We start from the raw sequence: 16,609 nt of genomic DNA, 5'->3' as shown, positions 1-16,609 counted from the left end.
CATGGGTCTCGAAGAAAAGCTCCCGAGCGGGGTTCTGCTCACGACCGTCGAGGGCCTGGCGGGCTACTTCCGCAAGGCCAGCCTCTGGCCGGCGACGTTCGGACTGGCCTGCTGCGCCATCGAGATGATGACGTCGGGCGGCCCGAAGTACGACCTGGCCAGATACGGCATGGAGGTCTTCCGGGCCTCGCCGCGTCAGGCCGACCTGATGATCGTGGCGGGCCGGGTGAGCCAGAAGATGGCGCCGGTGCTGCGCCAGATCTACGACCAGATGCCCGAGCCGAAGTGGGTGCTCGCGATGGGCGTCTGCGCCAGCAGCGGCGGCATGTTCAACAACTACGCGATCGTCCAGGGCGTCGACCACATCGTGCCCGTCGACATGTATCTCCCCGGCTGCCCGCCGCGTCCCGAGATGCTGATCGACGCGATCCTCAAGCTCCACGACAAGATCCAGGGCGGCTCGCTGGGCGTCAACGCCGAGCGCGAGGAGGTCGCCAACGAGACCGCGGCGCTGCGCCAGCTGCCGCTGATCGACCAGACGGGACTTCTGCGGTGAGCGACCAGAACAGCGGCCAGAACAGTGGCATGTTCGGGGTGGCGGACACCGGCGACACGAGCGGCTACGGCGGTCTCACCCGCCAGCACGCGATGCCGAGCCGCACCAGCGACGTCGGGGTGCAGCCCTACGGTGGCTGGTTCAAGGAGATCGCCGACGCCCTCGCCTTCACCGAGGCGGAGGCGGTCATCCACCGCGGCGAGCTGACCTTCCACGTACGCCGCGAGCGGCTGCTCGAGGCCCTGCAGGTGCTCCGCGACGAGCTGCGCTTCGAGCTCTGCTCCGGCGTCTCCGGCGTGCACTACCTCGCTGACCAGGGCAAAGAGCTGCACGCGGTCTACCACCTGCTCTCGATGACGTACAACCGCCGGGTGCGGGTCGAGACCTCGGCCCCCGACGAGGACCCGCACGTGCCGAGCGCGGTGGCCATCTACCCGACGCTCGACTGGCACGAGCGCGAGACCTACGACATGTTCGGGATCGTCTTCGACGGCCACCCCGGACTGACCCGGATCCTGATGCCCGACGACTGGCCTGGCCACCCGCAGCGCAAGGACTACCCGCTCGGTGGGATCCCGGTGGAATACAAGGGCGCGACGATCCCGCCGCCGGACACTCGCAGGAGCTACTCATGACGACCACAGAGGACGAGGGACGTACGTTCACCGTCACCGGCCAGGACTGGGACGAGCTGACCGACGCCCTCAAGGACGTCAAGGACGAGCGGATCGTCGTCAACATGGGCCCGCAGCACCCCTCGACGCACGGGGTGCTCCGGCTGATCCTCGAGCTCGAGGGTGAGACGGTCACCGAGGCGCGTGCGGGGATCGGCTACCTGCACACGGGCATCGAGAAGAACATGGAGTACCGGTCCTGGACGCAGGGGACCACCTTCGTCACCCGGATGGACTACCTCTCGCCGATCTTCAACGAGACGGCGTACGTCCTCGGGGTGGAGAAGCTGCTCGGCATCGGCGCCGAGGTGCCGGAGAAGGCCGACGTCATCAGGGTCCTGCTGATGGAGCTCAACCGGATCTCCTCCCACCTGGTGGCGATCGCGACCGGTGGCATGGAGCTCGGCGCGCTGACCGTGATGACGATCGGGTTCCGTGAGCGCGAGCTGTGCCTGGACCTGTTCGAGTTCATCACCGGGCTGCGGATGAACCACGCCTACATCCGTCCCGGCGGCGTCGCCCAGGACCTGCCAGACGGCACCGTCGCGCGGGTGACCGAGTTCATCGAGCTGATGAAGAAGCGCCTGGAGGAGTACGCCGCTCTCTGCAACGCCAACCCGATCTTCAAGGGCCGCCTGGAGCAGGTCGGCTACCTCGACCTGGAGGGCTGCCTCGCGCTCGGGCTCACCGGCCCGATCCTGCGTTCGACCGGCTACCCGTGGGACCTGCGCAAGACCCAGCCCTACTGCGGCTATGAGGACTACGAGTTCGAGGTCATCACCTGGGACACCTGCGACTCCTACGGCCGGTTCCGGATCCGGCTGGCCGAGATGTGGGAGTCGCTGCGGATCATGGAGCAGGCCCTCAAGAGGCTCGCCGATCTCGACGGCGCCCCCGTCATGGTGGCCGACAAGAAGATCGCGTGGCCCTCGCAGCTCTCCGTCGGCCCCGATGGCCAGGGCAACTCCCTCGACCACATCCGCCACATCATGGGCGAGTCGATGGAGGCGCTGATCCACCACTTCAAGCTGGTCACCGAGGGCTTCCGGGTCCCGGCCGGCCAGGCGTACGTCGCGATCGAGTCGCCGCGCGGAGAGCTCGGCGCCCACGTGGTCAGCGACGGCGGCACCAAGCCCTACCGGGTCCACTTCCGAGACCCGTCGTTCACCAACCTTCAAGCCACGAGCGTGATGTCCGAGGGCGGCATGGTTGCCGACGTGATCGTGGCGATCGCGTCCATCGACCCGGTGATGGGAGGCGTCGACCGATGACGCTTGCTGCTGAGACCTACGACGAGCTGCGCGAGATCGCGGCTCGCTATCCCCAGGCCCGCTCCGGGCTGTTGCCGATGCTCCATCTGGTGCAGTCGGTCGAGGGCCGGGTCACGCCCGAAGGGATCCACGCCTGCGCCGAGGTCCTGGGCCTCACCCCGGCCGAGGTGAGCGGGGTGGCGACGTTCTACACGATGTACAAGCGCCATCCCGTCGGCACCCACCACGTCGGTGTCTGCACCAACACGCTGTGCGCGGTCATGGGCGGCGACGAGATCTTCGCCTGCCTGCGCGAGAAGCTCGAGGTCGGCAACGACGAGACCACCGCTGACGGCGCGATCACGCTCGAGCACATCGAGTGCAACGCGGCCTGCGACTACGCGCCGGTGGTGATGGTCAACTGGGAGTTCTTCGACAACCAGACCCCGGAGTCGGCCTCGCAGCTGGTCGATGACCTGCGCGAAGGGCGTGAGGTCGTGGCCTCGCGCGGCGCCCGGATCACGAGCTGGCGCGAGGCCGAGCGGGTCCTCGCCGGCTTCGAGGACGGGCTCGTCGACGAAGGGCCCGCGGCCGGGTCGGCGTCGGTTGTCGGGCTGGAGCTCGCGCGCGAGCACGGCTGGGCCGCGCCCGCCGACGCCCACGGCTCCGCCGACGTACCGGAGGAGCTGCCCGAGGCCGTCGAGGTGGCCGACACCCGTCGCGCCGAGTCGGAGACGATCGCCGAGGAGGCGTCCGATGACTGACACTCTGACCCCGGTGCTCACCGCCAACTGGGCCGACGAGCGGGCCTGGACCCTGCCCGCCTACGCCGAGCAGGGTGGCTACGACGCGCTCGACGTCGCTCTCGGGATGGCCCCCGAGGACGTACAGACGATGGTCAAGGACTCCGGGCTCCGCGGCCGCGGTGGCGCCGGGTTCCCGACCGGGGTGAAGTGGGGCTTCCTGCCGCCGCCCGACCCCGAGAACCCCAAGCCGCGCTACCTGGTGGTCAACGCCGACGAGTCCGAGCCAGGCACCTGCAAGGACATCCCGCTCATGATGGCCTCGCCCCACACTCTCGTCGAGGGCGTGATCATCTCCTCCTACGCCATCCGCGCGGAGCGTGCCTTCATCTACGTACGCGGCGAGGTGCTGCACGTGATCCGGCGGCTGCAGGCCGCCGTCCGTGAGGCCTACGCGGCCGGCCACCTCGGCACGAACATCCACGGCTCCGGCTACGACCTCGAGCTGGTCGTGCACGCCGGTGCCGGGGCCTACATCTGTGGTGAGGAGACCGCGCTGCTCGACTCGCTCGAGGGGCGCCGCGGCCAGCCGCGGCTGCGGCCGCCGTTCCCGGCCGTCGCCGGTCTCTACGCGAGCCCGACCGTGATCAACAACGCCGAGTCGATCGCCTCGGTGCCCGCGATCGTGAAGAACGGCGCCGACTGGTTCGCCGCCATGGGCACCGAGAAGTCGGCCGGCGTCGGCATCTTCTCGCTCTCCGGGCACGTCAAGAAGCCGGGGCAGTACGAGGCACCGCTCGGCATCACGCTGCGCAAGCTGATCGAGCTGGCCGGCGGCGTACGCGAAGGGCATGAGCTGAAGTTCTGGACCCCGGGTGGCTCCTCGACGCCGCTGTTCACCCAGGAGCACCTGGACGTGACGCTGGACTTCGAAGGGGTGCAGGCGGCCGGCTCGATGCTCGGCACCCGCGCGCTGCAGATCTTCGACGACTCCGTCTGCGTGGTGCGCGCCGTGCTGCGCTGGACGGAGTTCTACAAGCACGAGTCGTGTGGCAAGTGCACCCCGTGCCGCGAAGGCACCTGGTGGCTGGTGCAGGTGCTGGAGCGGCTGGAGAAGGGCGACGGAAAGCCTGAGGATCTCGACCTGCTGCTCGACCAGTGCGACAACATCCTAGGCCGCTCGTTCTGTGCGCTGGGTGATGGTGCGACGAGCCCGATCACGAGCTCGATCAAGTACTTCCGGGACGAATACCTCGCCCATCTCGAGCAGGGTGGCTGTCCCTTCGACGCCAAGAAGTCGACCGCATGGGCGGAGGCAGTTCAGTGACCGATGTGACCGTCAAGATCGACGGCGCCGATGTGACGGTGCCCGAGGGCACGCTGGTGATCCGGGCGGCCGAGGAGGCCGGGATCGAGATCCCGCGCTTCTGCGACCACCCGCTGCTCGCGCCCGTCGGCGCCTGCCGGCAGTGCCTGGTCGACATCCCCGACGCCGGCAACGGCCGCGGCTTCCCGAAGCCGCAGGCCTCCTGCACGATCCCGGTCGCCGAGGGCATGGTGGTGGAGACGCAGAACTCCACGGCGGTGAAGGCCCAGCACGGGATCATGGAGTTTCTCCTGGTCAACCACCCGTTGGACTGCCCGGTGTGCGACAAGGGCGGCGAGTGCCCGCTGCAGAACCAGGCGATGTCCCACGGCCAGGGTGAGACCCGCTTCGAGGGGACCAAGCGGACCTTCCCGAAGCCGATCAACCTCTCGCCCAACGTGCTCCTCGACCGTGAGCGGTGCATCGTCTGCCAGCGCTGCACCCGCTTCGCCGCCGAGATCCCGGGCGACCCTGGGATCGCGCTGATCCAGCGTGGCGCGCAGCAGCAGATCGGCATCGCCGAGGACAAGCCGTTCTCGTCCTACTTCTCCGGCAACGTCATCCAGATCTGCCCCGTGGGCGCGCTGACCTCGGACGACTACCGGTTCCGGGCTCGGCCGTTCGACCTGGTCTCCACCCCGAGCGTCGCCGAGCACGACGCCTGTGGCGCCGCGATCCGCATCGACCACCGCCGCGGCAAGGTGATGCGCCGTCTCGCCGGCAACGACCCGGAGGTCAACGAGGAGTGGATCTCCGACAAGGACCGGTTCGGCTTCCGCTATGCCGTCCGTGACCGGCTCACCTCGCCGATGGTCCGTGAGGACGGCGAGTTCCGGCCGGCGTCCTGGCTCGAGGCCGTCGCCGTCGCCGCCCAGGGTCTGACCGGTGCCGGCTCGGTGGGCGTACTGCCCGGTGGCCGTCTGACACTGGAGGACGCGAAGGCCTACGCCGCCTTCGCCCGCACGCTTCGCACCCCTCACATCGACTTCCGCGCGCGGCCGCTGTCGGAGGAGGAGACCGGCTTCCTGCGCTCGCGGGTCGCCGGGACGAGCGTCACCTACGCCGACCTCGACGCCGCCGACCATGTCGTTCTGGTGGGCCTGGAGCCCGAGGACGAGGCTGGGACGCTCTTCCTCCGGCTGCGCAAGGCCAACAAGGCGGGGCTGCGGATCACCACCCTGAGTCCGTACGCCTCGGAGGGCTCGCGCAAGCTCGGAGCCGAGGCCGTCCTGACCGCTCCCGGTGCTGAGAAGGACGCGTTGTCCCAGGTCAGCGGGGTCACCGAGGCTTCGGTGATCCTGGTCGGCGAGCGGCTGGCGAACAGCCCCGGCGCCTACACCGCCGCCGCCGAGCTCGCCGACCGCACCGGCGCCAGGCTCGCCTGGGTGCCGCGTCGTGCCGGCGACCGCGGTGCGGTCGAGGCAGACCTGCTGCCCGGTGAAGGTGGCCTCGACGCCGAGGCCATGGTCCGCGCCGGCCTCGGCGCCCTGGTGGTCGCCGGCGTCGACCCCGACGACACCGCCGACCCCGCCGCCTTCCTGGCCGCCCTCGACCAGGCCGGCTTCGTGGTCAGCCTCGAGCAGCGGGTCACCGCCGTGACCGAGCGCGCCGACGTCGTACTCCCGGTCGCCACCGCCTCAGAGAAGGCCGGCACCTTCGTCACCTGGGAAGGCCGCCGCCGCCCGTTCCCGAAGGTCTTCGACAAGCCCGCCGCCTACTCCGACGCCGAGGTCCTCGGCCACATCACGACCTCGCTGGTTGGGGCCACTCCGTTCAGACCCGCGAGCGCAGCGAGCGGTGTCGAAACCAACACGGCTTCATCGAGCGTGGCAGGGGACCGTGTTGGTCTCGACACGCCTCCGCCTAGCGGCTCCGGCGGCTCGACCGACGGGGAAGGCTTCCACTTGGCGACCTGGCGACTGATGCTCGACAACGGGACGCTTCAGAGCGGCGACAAGGCGCTGGCCGCGACCGCGCGACCGGCGTTCGTACGCATCCCGGCAGCGCTCCACGAGGAGATCGGTGACGTCGTGACGATCACCGGGGACCGGGGGAGCTGGACACTCCCGGCGCTTCCGGCTGAGCTGGCCGACAACACCGTGTGGGTGCCGACGAACAGCTTCGGCCGAGGCGTCTGGGCGGACCTCGCGTCGCCTGGCTCGACGGTCACTGTAGAGGGAGCACAGCAGTGAACGGGTTGGAGCAGTTCGGCCAGGACCCCTGGTGGATCATCGCGATCAAGGTCGTGCTGGTCTTCGTCGTCTGCGTCGTGCTGACGCTGTTCAACATCTGGTGGGAGCGCAAGGTCGTGGCCCGGATGCAGCACCGCATCGGGCCTAACCGGCACGGGCCTTTCGGTCTGCTCCAGTCGCTCGCCGACGGCGTGAAGCTGGCGCTGAAGGAGGACCTGACCCCGGAGAAGGCCGACAAGATCGTCTTCATCACCGCCCCGATCCTCGCCACGGTGCCGGCGTTCGTGACGTTCTCGGTGATCCCGTTCGGTCCGGAGGTCAATCTCTTCGGCGTACAGACGCCGCTGCAGCTGACCGACATGCCGGTCGCGGTGCTGTTCGTGATGGCCATCGCCAGCATCGGCATCTACGGGATCGTGCTGGGCGGTTGGGCATCGGGCTCGACGTACTCCCTGCTCGGTGGCCTCCGAAGCAGCGCCCAGATGATCTCCTACGAGGTCTCGATGGGCCTGGCGCTCGTCACCGTCTTCCTGATGGCCGGCAGCCTGTCCACGAGCCAGATCGTCGCGGCCCAGACGGACTGGTGGTTCGGCGCCCTGTTGCTGCCGTCCTTCGTGATCTACTGCGTCTCGATGGTCGGCGAGACCAACCGCGCGCCGTTCGACCTCCCCGAGGCCGAGGGCGAGCTGGTCGGTGGTTTCCACACCGAATACTCCAGCCTGAAGTTCGCGCTCTTCTTCCTGGCCGAATACATCAACATGGCCACCGTCAGCGCGCTCGCCACCACGCTGTTCCTCGGTGGCTGGCGGGCCCCGCTCGGCCTCGGCACCGTCTGGGCCGGCGCCAACGAGGGCTACTGGCCGGTGCTGTGGTTCTTCCTGAAGATGTTCTTCTTCATCTGGGTCTTCATCTGGCTGCGCGGCACGCTTCCGCGGCTTCGCTACGACCAGTTCATGTCGCTCGGCTGGAAGGTCCTGCTGCCGGCGAGCCTCGCCTGGATCGTCGTCGTCGCGGTGATCAAGATGGCCGCGATCCAGGGCGGCTTCAGTCCCAACTGGATCCTCTTCGGCTTCGGTCTGGCCGTCACGGTGGTCGTCGTGCTCGGCTTCCTCAACCGGCTTCCGGAGAAGGAGGCCCAGGTCACCAAGCCAACCGGCGGCTTTCCGACGCCCACCCTGCCGCAGGGCGGGGCGGTGCGGGGTGCCGCGCAGCCGCTGGTGTTCGGACCGCCGGCCGTGCAGACAGCCACCAACGGCGTACGCATTCTTCCGTCTCCTGAGGAGGCCAAGTGAGCAACGACGACCGCTCGTTCAAGGAGCGTTTCTGGGACCCGGTGAGCGGGTTCGCGGTGACGTTCGGGACGCAGTTCAAGAAGCCGGTCACCGAGCAGTATCCGCAGCAGAAGGAGCCGACCGAGGAGCGCTTCCACGGCCGGCACCAGCTCAACCGGCACGCCGACGGCCTGGAGAAGTGCATCGGCTGCGAGCTGTGCGCGTGGGCGTGCCCGGCCGACGCGATCTACGTCGAGGGCGCGGAGAACACCGAGGAGGAGCGCTACTCCCCGGGGGAGCGCTACGGCCGCGTCTACCAGATCAACTACCTGCGCTGCATCCTGTGCGGGCTGTGCATCGAGGCCTGCCCGACGCGGGCGCTGACGATGACCAACGAGTACGAGCTCGCCGACACCACCCGCGAGAGCCTGATCTATGAGAAGCAGGACCTGCTCGCGCCGCTCGAGGACGGGATGGAGGCGCCTCCGCACCCGATGTTCCTCGGCAACGACGACACCTCCTACTACGCACCGGAGCCCAAGGAGCCCATCCGATGAGCTTCGTGATCCTCGCCTCGGTCATGGTGATCGCGGCGATGGGACTCCTGTTCGCGCGCAAGCCGGTGCATGCCGCGCTGTCGCTGGCGGTCGTGATGATCGGGCTGGCGATGATGTACGCAACGCTGGAGGCACCGTTCCTGTTCGCGGTGCAGATCGTGGTCTACACCGGCGCGATTCTGATGCTGTTCCTGTTCGTGATCATGCTGGTCGGCGTCGACACCTCCGACCGGCTCAAGGAGACGATCGCGGGGCAGAAGGTGCTCGCCGTCATCCTCGGGGTCGGGCTGGGCGCGACGCTGATCGCAGGCGTCGGTCAGGCGAGCATCGCCACGATGCGCGGGCTGGCCAGCGCCAACGAGGGCGGCAACGTACAGCGCCTCGCCGACCTTCTCTTCTCGCGCTACGTGATCGCCTTCGAGGCGACCAGCGCGCTGCTCATCACCGCCGCGATCGGCGCGATGGTGCTCGCTCACCGTGAGCGGATCGACCCGAAGCAGAGCCAGACCGACCTGGCTCAGCAGCGGGTCGCCGACTACGCGAAGAGCGGCAAGCACCTCGGCCCGCTGCCCCCACCGGGCACCTTCGCACGGCACAACAGCAACGACACCCCGGCGCTGCTGCCGGACGGGTCGCAGAGCACGAAGTCGGTCCCGGCCATCCTCGCCGGCGGTCGTGCGGACGAAGGAGAGGACGCATGAGCGAGCGTCAGCGAGCGAGTCATGGGATCAACATGCCGCCGCGTTCGTATGATGGCGCTTGCGCTACGGAGGCGGCGGCATGACAGACAACACCACGGCGTACGTCATCCTGTCCGCCATCCTCTTCACGATCGGCACGATCGGCGTGCTGACCAGGCGAAACGCCATCGTCGTCTTCATGTGCGTCGAGCTCATGCTCAACGCGGCCAACCTGGCCCTGGTGGCGTTCAGCCGGATGCACGGCAACCTCGACGGGCAGGTGACCGCGTTCTTCGTGATGGTCGTCGCGGCCGCTGAGGTGGTCGTCGGGCTGGCGATCATCATGACCATCTTCCGCACCAGAAACACGGCTTCGGTCGACGAGCCAAGGATGCTCAAGTGGTGAACCCTGTCGAGGCCAGCGGCGTCTTCTCGCTGATCTGGCTGGTCATCGCGCTGCCCCTCGCCGGTGCGGCCCTGATCCTGATCGGGCGCCCGCTGGCGCCGGCACTCTTCGACCGGATCGGGCACTGGCTCGCGGTCGGGCTCGCGGGTGCTTCCTTCGTGCTGTCGCTCGTCCTCTTCATCGCCGCCCTCGGTCGTGACGAGGAGAGCAGGCAGGTCGTCCAGCACCTCTACACCTGGTTCGACACGGGTGATCTGAGCGTCGGGTTCGACCTCCTCTACGACCAGCTCTCCAGCCTGTTCCTGCTGCTCATCACCGGTGTCGGCACGCTGATCCACGTCTACTCGGTCGGCTACATGGCCGACGACCAGCGTCGCACCCGGTTCTTCGGCTACCTCAACCTGTTCCTCGCCGCGATGCTGATGCTGGTGCTGGCGGAGAACTACGTCGGCCTCTTCCTCGGCTGGGAGGGCGTCGGCCTGGCGTCCTACCTGCTGATCGGCTTCTGGCAGCACAAGCCGTCCGCGGCCGCCGCCGCCAAGAAGGCGTTCGTGATGAACCGGGTCGGCGACATGGGGCTCTCGCTGGCGATCGCACTCTGCTTCGTCACCTTCGGCTCGACGTCGTTCTCCGCGATCGACATCGGCGACACCACCACGACCACCCTCAATTGGCTCGGCATCCTGCTGCTCATCGGCGCCTGCGGAAAGTCCGCCCAGGTGCCGCTGCAGGGCTGGCTGCTGGACGCGATGGAGGGCCCGACTCCGGTCTCGGCCCTGATCCACGCGGCCACGATGGTCACGGCGGGCGTCTATCTGATCGTCAGGTCGAGCGCGATCTTCGACGCAGCCGAGGCCGCCTCGACCGCCGTCGTGGTCGTCGCCCTGGTGACGATCATCTGGGGTGCCGCGATCTCCTGCGTGAAGGACGACATCAAGAAGGTCCTGGCCGGTTCGACGATGAGCCAGATCGGCTACATGATGCTGGCCGCCGGGCTCGGCGGGCCGGGCTACGCGTTCGCGATCTTCCACCTGCTCACCCACGGCTTCTTCAAGGCCAACATGTTCCTCGGCGCCGGGTCCCTGATGCACGGCATGAACGACGACGTGAACCTCAAGCACTACGGCGCCCTGAGCCGGGCTCTCCCGGTCACGTTCCTCACCTTCTCGATGGGCTACCTGGCCATCATCGGGTTCCCCGGCTTCGCCGGCTTCTGGTCCAAGGACAAGATCCTCGAGGTCGCCTTCGCCGAGAGCTGGCTGGTCGGCATCATCGCCCTCTTGGCCGCCGGTGTGACGGCGTTCTACATGACCCGCCTGATGATGCTCGCTTTCTTCGGCCGCAAGCGCTGGCCCGAGGGCGTACATCCGCACGAGTCGCCGCGGATCATGACCGGTCCGCTCGTCGTCCTGGCCGCGCTGTCGGTTCTCGGTGGTGTCTTCGCGCTCGGCGGCTGGATCGAGCACTGGCTCGAGCCCGTGGTCGCGATCGGCCACGCCGAGCACCACGGTCCGCTCCCGGTCTGGGCGACCTCCGTCCTCGCGGTGCTCGTCGTCGCGATCGGGGTCGCTGCCGCCGGGTTCGTCTTCGGGCGTCGCCCGATCACGACCGAGCCGACTCCCTACCTGCACGTCCCGCACATCGAGGACGTCGTGGTGCCGCCCGGGATGGCGCTCACCCGCGGCGCCCTCGCGACCGACAAGTACGCCGTCGACGGCCTGATGAGCGGTGGCCCGATCGCCCTCGCGGCGATCGCCGGTGAGCTCCGCAAGACACAGACCGGCTACGTACGTTCCTACGCCCTCTCCGTCCTCGGCGGGACGGTCCTCGTCGCCCTGGCCCTGATCGTGGTGAGCTGACTTGCTGACAACCCTCGTCCTCGTCCCGTTCGCGGGCGCGCTGATCACCGCGGTGATGCCGGCCCGGCCCAAGGCGTGGGCCTTCGGCTTCGCGATCGCCACCCTGATCGCCGGCATCGTCACGATGTTCACGGCCCCCGACACCGATCTGGTGTGGATCGAGCCGCTCGGCGTCCACTGGGCGCTCGAGATGGACGGCTTCGGGAAGCTGATGGTGATGCTGACCGTCGTCCTGGTGCCGCTGGTGATGGTCGCGGCGGTCAAGGACCACGACAAGCGCTGGTACGCCTGGGCGCTGGCCCTGGAGGCCTTCGCGCTGCTCACCTTCACCGCCGGCGATCTCTTCCTCTTCTACATCGCCTTCGAGGCGACGCTGATCCCGGCGTACTTCATGATCGGCCAGCACGGCGGCCCCAACCGGGCCCGCGCCGCGCTCAAGTTCCTGATGTTCCAGCTCGGCGGCGGGCTGGTGCTGCTGGGTGCGCTGATCGGCTTCTTCGTGGTCTCCTCGGAGGCTGGGTCGCCGTCGTACCTGATCAGCGACCTCGCCCAGCTCGACATCGGCACCACCGCCGAGCGCTGGATCTTCGTGGCGATGTTCATCGCGTTCGCGGTCAAGGCGCCGCTGTTCCCGGTGCACACCTGGCTGGCCGACACCACCGAGCAGGCCACCACGCCGACCTCGGTGCTCCTGGTGTGCGTCCTCGACAAGATCGGCACCTTCGGAATGATCCGGCTCTGCCTGGGCCTGGTGCCGGAGGCGTCCGCCTGGGCGACACCCGTGGTCATCGTGCTCGCGCTGATCTCGATCGTCTACGGCGCAGTGCTGGCGATCGGGCAGGACGACCTGCTCCGCCTGATCGGTCTGACCTCGCTGTCGCACTTCGGGCTGATCACCCTCGGCATCTTCGCGGCCACCCGCGAGGGCCTGGTCGGGTCGATCCTCTACATGGTCAACCACGGGGTCGCGACCGCGGCGATGTTCCTGATCGCCGGGTTCCTGATCGCCCGCAAGGGCACCGCCTCGATCTCGTCGATGCGGGGGATGGAGAAGGCAACCCCGGTGCTCGCCGGCACGTTCCTCATCGCCGGTCTGGCGACCGCCGGTCTGCCGGGCCTGAGCCAGTTCGTCTCCGAGATCCTGGTCCTGATCAGCGCCTTCGACTACCACTGGCTGGTCGGCGTCATCGCGGTCACCGCGATCGTGCTCGCAGCCATCTACGTGCTGTGGGCCTACCAGCGGATCTTCACCGGACCCGCTCAGCTCTCCAAACCGGTCCCCGATCTCAATCGGCGAGAGGTCGGCGTACTCGTTCCGCTGCTGGTCGCCCTTCTCTTCTTCGGCTTCGTCCCCGGACCGCTGATCTCAGCGGCCCAGCCGGTCGTGGCTCCTCTTGTTGATGTCATCCAGGCAGGTGAGTGACGCGATGTTCGAGTCCCCCGGAATTTCGTACGCCACCCTCTGGCCCGTCCTGCTGGTGCTGGGCGTCGCGTGCGCCGGCGTCGTGGTGGAGGCCTTCGCGCCGCGTGCCGCGCGGTTCAACACCCAGGTGTCGCTGGCGTTGGCGGGCCTGGTCGCCGCTCTCGCCGGGACCGTCGCCGTCGGCGCCGGGTCCAGCCTCGGCGCCTCGACCGGCGAGGGCGCCCTCATCGTCGACGGCCCGGGGGTCTTCTCCCAGGGACTGGTGCTGCTGGTCTCGCTCGGCGGTGTCGCGCTCTTCGCCGAGCGCCGCCTCGACAACGGCGTGAGCGCCTTCGCAGGTCAGGCCGCGGCCCTGCCGGGCACACCGGCCGAGCGCACCGCGTCCCAGCGGGGCCTGGAGCACACCGAGGTCTACCCGCTGATGATGTTCGCGGTCGGCGGGATGATGCTCTTCTGCATCTCGGGCGACCTGCTGATGCTCTTCGTCGCCCTCGAGGTGCTGTCCCTGCCGCTCTACCTGCTGACCGGGCTGGCGCGTCGCCGCCGGCTGCTCTCCCAGGAAGCGGCGCTGAAGTACTTCCTGCTCGGCGCGTTCTCCTCCGGCATCTTCCTCTACGGTCTCGCGCTGGTCTACGGCTTCGCCGGGTCGATGTCGCTGGCCGAGATCGGTGAGGTGGCGGCCGAGGACGGCTCCAGCCCCCTCCTGCTCCTCGGCATCGGCCTGATGGCCGTCGGCCTGCTCTTCAAGACCGGCGCGGTGCCCTTCCACTCCTGGACCCCCGACGTCTACCAGGGCGCTCCGACGCCGGTCACCGCGTGGATGAGCGCGGCCACCAAGATCGCCGCGTTCGCCGCGATGCTCCGGCTCTTCTACGTCGCCTTCGGTGCCGAGGGCGACATCTGGCGCCCGGCGATCGGCGTCATCGCCGTGCTGACGATGCTGCTCGGCGCCTCCTTCGCGGTGGTCCAGACCGATGTGAAGCGGATGCTCGGCTACTCCGCCGTGGCCCACACCGGCTTCCTGCTGACCGGCCTCCTCGGCGTACAGACCGACGCCTTCGGCTCCACCCAGGCGGTGCTCTTCTACCTGACCGCCTACGGGTTCGCGACTCTCGGCGCCTTCGCGATCGTCTCCCTCGTGCGCGGGCCCAACGGCGAGGTCAACTCGCTGGACCGCTGGGCCGGCCTGGGCCGCTCCAACCCCTGGGTCGCGGCGACCTTCGCCGTCTTCCTGCTCTCGATGGCCGGGCTGCCGCTGACCGGCGGGTTCATCGGCAAGTGGGGCGTCTTCGCCGCCGCGCTGGGCGCCGGTCAGTGGCCCGTCGTCGCGGTCGCGATCTGCTCGAGCATCATCGCGATCTTCTTCTACGTACGCGTGATGATGCTGATGTTCTTCACCGATCCGCGCGAGGACGCGGCCGCGGTCGTGACCCCGTCGTACGCCACCACCGTCGTGATCGCACTGAGCGCTGTCGCCACCGTCTTGTTGGGTGTAATTCCGGGCCCTGTGCTCAGCCTGTTGGTGGATGCGGGAGGATTCATCGGGTGAGCACCAGCGCACCCACCGACCGAGCCCCTGAACTCGCCCTCCCGATCACCGATCCCGAGCTCGAGCAGCGGCTGCGCGCTCGGCTGGCGATCGTGGAGGAGAAGCTGGCGGGCTACGCCCGCAGCAGCTCTCCGTTCGTCACGGAAGCGGCCTCCCATCTGCTGGAGGCCGGCGGCAAGCGGTTCCGGCCGTTGCTGGTGCTGCTGGCCGCCGAGTACGGCCCGGACACGCTCGCCGACGAGGTCATCACCGCCGCCTGCGTCGTCGAGCTGACCCACCAGGCCTCGCTCTACCACGACGACGTCATGGACGAGGCGCTCGTGCGCCGCGGTGAGGACACCGCCAACGCCCGCTTCGACAACCACGTCGCCATCCTGACCGGCGACTTCCTCTTCGCCCGCTCCTCCGAGCTGACCGCCCAGCTGGGCCCGGAGGCCGTACGCATCCAGGCGGCCACCTTCGCCAAGCTCGTCGAGGGTCAGATCCTCGAAGGCGTTGCGCCGCCCGAAGGTGTCGACCCGGTCGACCACCACCTCGAGGTGCTCGCCGGGAAGACCGGCGTCCTGATCGCCACCTCGGCTCTCTACGGTGCGCTCTTCGCCGGCGCCGACAAGGAGATCCAGGACGCGCTGCTCGCCTACGGCGACATCGTCGGCGTCGCCTTCCAGCTCTCCGACGACATCCTCGACATCGCTTCCGACGAGTCCGGCAAGACGCCGGGGACCGACCTCCGTGAGGGCGTCCCGACGCTCCCGGTGCTGCTGGCTCGCCGCTCCACCGACGCCGGCGACGCCCGGCTCCTGGAGCTGCTCGACAGCGACCTCACCGACGATGCTGCTCTGGCTGAGTGTGTCGGTCTCCTCCGCGCCCACCCGGCGCTGGCCGAGGCTCGCACCTACGTCCAGTCGCGCGCCGAGGAGGCCAAGGCCGCCCTCGCGCCGCTGCCCGAGGGGCCCGTCCGCAAGGCCCTCGAGGCCTTCGCCGACGTCGTCGCGGTCCGCTCCGTCTGAGCCGAGGCGCGATATTCGGTAAAGGGTTTCCGGCCCCTGGCAGTACCGTTGCGACGTGAATGAGCAACGGCGTGGAGTGATGTTCGGCGCCGCTGCCTACATCATGTGGGGAGCGTTCCCGCTCTACTTCCCGCTCATGGAGCCCGCCGGGGCCTGGGAGATCCTGGGACACCGGATCCTGTGGTCGCTGGTGGTGGCCGGAGCACTGGTGCTGATCGTGGGGCGCCGTGCGCAGGTGGCCGCGATCCTGCGCGACGGGCGCAAGCTCGTGTTGCTGGCTGCGGCTGCGGCGGTGATCTCGATCAACTGGGTGACGTACATCTGGGGCGTCAACAACGGGCGGATCGTGGAGACGAGCCTGGGTTACTTCACCAACCCGCTGGTCACGATGTTGATGGGCGTGATCATCCTGCGCGAGCGGATGCGGAAGCTGCAGTGGGTGGCGCTCGGGATCGCGTTCGTGGCCACCATCGTGCTCACCGTCGACTACGGCCGGCTGCCGTGGGTCGCGCTGATCCTGGCCTTCTCCTTCGGCACCTACGGGCTGCTCAAGAAGAGCGCGGGGGTCGGGCCGTTCGAGTCGTTGGCCGTCGAGACCGCCGTGACGGCGCCGTTCGCGCTGGCCCTGATCATCGCCCTCCAGGCCACCGGCAACGGCACGCTCTTCGGTCACGGTGCCCTCCACGTACTCCTCCTGATCAGCCTCGGCGTCATCACCGTCGTGCCGCTGGCCTGCTTCGGCGCGGCCGCCATCCGGGTCCCGATGGTCACGATCGGGCTGCTCCAGTACCTCGCCCCGATCCTGCAGTTCGCCGTCGGCGTCTTCATCGCCCATGAGGCGATGCCTCCCGGCCGCTGGGCCGGCTTCGCGATCGTCTGGATCGCCCTCGTCATCTTCAGCGCCGAGGCCATCCACCACCGCCGCAAGGTCCTGCGGACGCTCGTGACCCCGCCGAGCACGACAACCGTCTAGACCCCCGCCGAGACGTCACCCCCGCCGGCCGAGACGTCACTCAGGTCGGTCGAGATGGCACCTAGGTCGGTCGAGATGGCACCCAGGTGCCATCTCGACC

15 protein-coding genes are annotated in these 16,609 nt (G+C 68.7%); all 15 read left to right on the top strand.

Features of this window, described 5'->3' with window-relative positions; genetic code table 11:
- The first annotated feature begins 1 nt into the window (after position 1).
- The 15 genes from ABTW65_RS26515 to rarD all read left to right on the top strand — a co-directional run bounded on the left by ABTW65_RS26515 (position 2) and on the right by rarD (position 16,509).
- On the top strand, positions 2-556 hold the full coding sequence (locus ABTW65_RS26515) for a NuoB/complex I 20 kDa subunit family protein (protein WP_160025681.1): 555 nt from the start codon (positions 2-4) through the stop codon (positions 554-556).
- Positions 553-1,191 carry an NADH-quinone oxidoreductase subunit C gene (locus ABTW65_RS26510; RefSeq protein ID WP_350665769.1) on the top strand — a complete coding sequence of 213 codons (639 nt, stop codon included), beginning with the start codon at positions 553-555 and terminating at the stop codon, positions 1,189-1,191. Before ABTW65_RS26515 ends, ABTW65_RS26510 begins: the two co-directional genes overlap by 4 nt.
- Complete coding sequence (locus tag ABTW65_RS26505) at positions 1,188-2,501, top strand: NADH-quinone oxidoreductase subunit D (RefSeq protein WP_350665767.1); 1,314 nt, start codon at positions 1,188-1,190, stop codon at positions 2,499-2,501. Before ABTW65_RS26510 ends, ABTW65_RS26505 begins: the two co-directional genes overlap by 4 nt.
- On the top strand, positions 2,498-3,244 hold the full coding sequence (nuoE, locus tag ABTW65_RS26500; protein WP_350665765.1) for an NADH-quinone oxidoreductase subunit NuoE: 747 nt from the start codon (positions 2,498-2,500) through the stop codon (positions 3,242-3,244). Before ABTW65_RS26505 ends, nuoE begins: the two co-directional genes overlap by 4 nt.
- Positions 3,237-4,550: an NADH-quinone oxidoreductase subunit NuoF gene (nuoF, locus tag ABTW65_RS26495; RefSeq protein ID WP_350665763.1), complete on the top strand. Its 1,314-nt coding sequence runs from the start codon at positions 3,237-3,239 to the stop codon at positions 4,548-4,550. Before nuoE ends, nuoF begins: the two co-directional genes overlap by 8 nt.
- Positions 4,529-6,781: an NADH-quinone oxidoreductase subunit G gene (locus tag ABTW65_RS26490; RefSeq protein ID WP_350665761.1), complete on the top strand. Its 2,253-nt coding sequence runs from the start codon at positions 4,529-4,531 to the stop codon at positions 6,779-6,781. The genes nuoF and ABTW65_RS26490 overlap by 22 nt, the downstream gene beginning before the upstream one ends.
- The gene (nuoH, locus tag ABTW65_RS26485) at positions 6,778-8,073 is read left to right on the top strand and encodes an NADH-quinone oxidoreductase subunit NuoH (protein ID WP_350665759.1); all 1,296 of its coding nucleotides are present in this window, start codon (positions 6,778-6,780) and stop codon (positions 8,071-8,073) included. The genes ABTW65_RS26490 and nuoH overlap by 4 nt, the downstream gene beginning before the upstream one ends.
- Entirely contained in the window at positions 8,070-8,609 is a 540-nt protein-coding gene (gene nuoI / locus ABTW65_RS26480; RefSeq protein ID WP_350665757.1) for an NADH-quinone oxidoreductase subunit NuoI, read from the top strand. The genes nuoH and nuoI overlap by 4 nt, the downstream gene beginning before the upstream one ends.
- On the top strand, positions 8,606-9,310 hold the full coding sequence (locus ABTW65_RS26475) for an NADH-quinone oxidoreductase subunit J (RefSeq protein WP_350665755.1): 705 nt from the start codon (positions 8,606-8,608) through the stop codon (positions 9,308-9,310). Before nuoI ends, ABTW65_RS26475 begins: the two co-directional genes overlap by 4 nt.
- A gap of 79 nt (positions 9,311-9,389) precedes the next feature.
- Positions 9,390-9,695 (top strand): NADH-quinone oxidoreductase subunit NuoK, encoded by a 306-nt coding sequence (gene nuoK, locus ABTW65_RS26470; RefSeq protein ID WP_008356449.1) that lies wholly within the window; start codon positions 9,390-9,392, stop codon positions 9,693-9,695.
- Positions 9,689-11,554, top strand: coding sequence for an NADH-quinone oxidoreductase subunit L (gene nuoL / locus ABTW65_RS26465; RefSeq protein ID WP_350665753.1), 1,866 nt, complete (start codon positions 9,689-9,691; stop codon positions 11,552-11,554). The genes nuoK and nuoL overlap by 7 nt, the downstream gene beginning before the upstream one ends.
- Before the next feature lies 1 nt (position 11,555).
- Complete coding sequence (locus tag ABTW65_RS26460) at positions 11,556-12,977, top strand: complex I subunit 4 family protein (RefSeq protein ID WP_350665751.1); 1,422 nt, start codon at positions 11,556-11,558, stop codon at positions 12,975-12,977.
- Between the two features lie 4 nt (positions 12,978-12,981).
- Positions 12,982-14,526: an NADH-quinone oxidoreductase subunit NuoN gene (gene nuoN / locus ABTW65_RS26455; protein WP_350665958.1), complete on the top strand. Its 1,545-nt coding sequence runs from the start codon at positions 12,982-12,984 to the stop codon at positions 14,524-14,526.
- Entirely contained in the window at positions 14,523-15,536 is a 1,014-nt protein-coding gene (locus ABTW65_RS26450; protein ID WP_350665749.1) for a polyprenyl synthetase family protein, read from the top strand. Before nuoN ends, ABTW65_RS26450 begins: the two co-directional genes overlap by 4 nt.
- Before the next feature lie 55 nt (positions 15,537-15,591).
- Positions 15,592-16,509, top strand: a complete 918-nt coding sequence (gene rarD, locus ABTW65_RS26445; RefSeq protein ID WP_350665747.1) for an EamA family transporter RarD — start codon at positions 15,592-15,594, stop codon at positions 16,507-16,509.
- The last annotated feature ends 100 nt before the right edge of the window (positions 16,510-16,609 follow it).

The organism is Nocardioides sp. NPDC127503 (assembly GCF_040302165.1).
Lineage (GTDB): Bacteria > Actinomycetota > Actinomycetes > Propionibacteriales > Nocardioidaceae > Nocardioides.
This window is presented reverse-complemented; position numbering and strand designations above follow the sequence as displayed.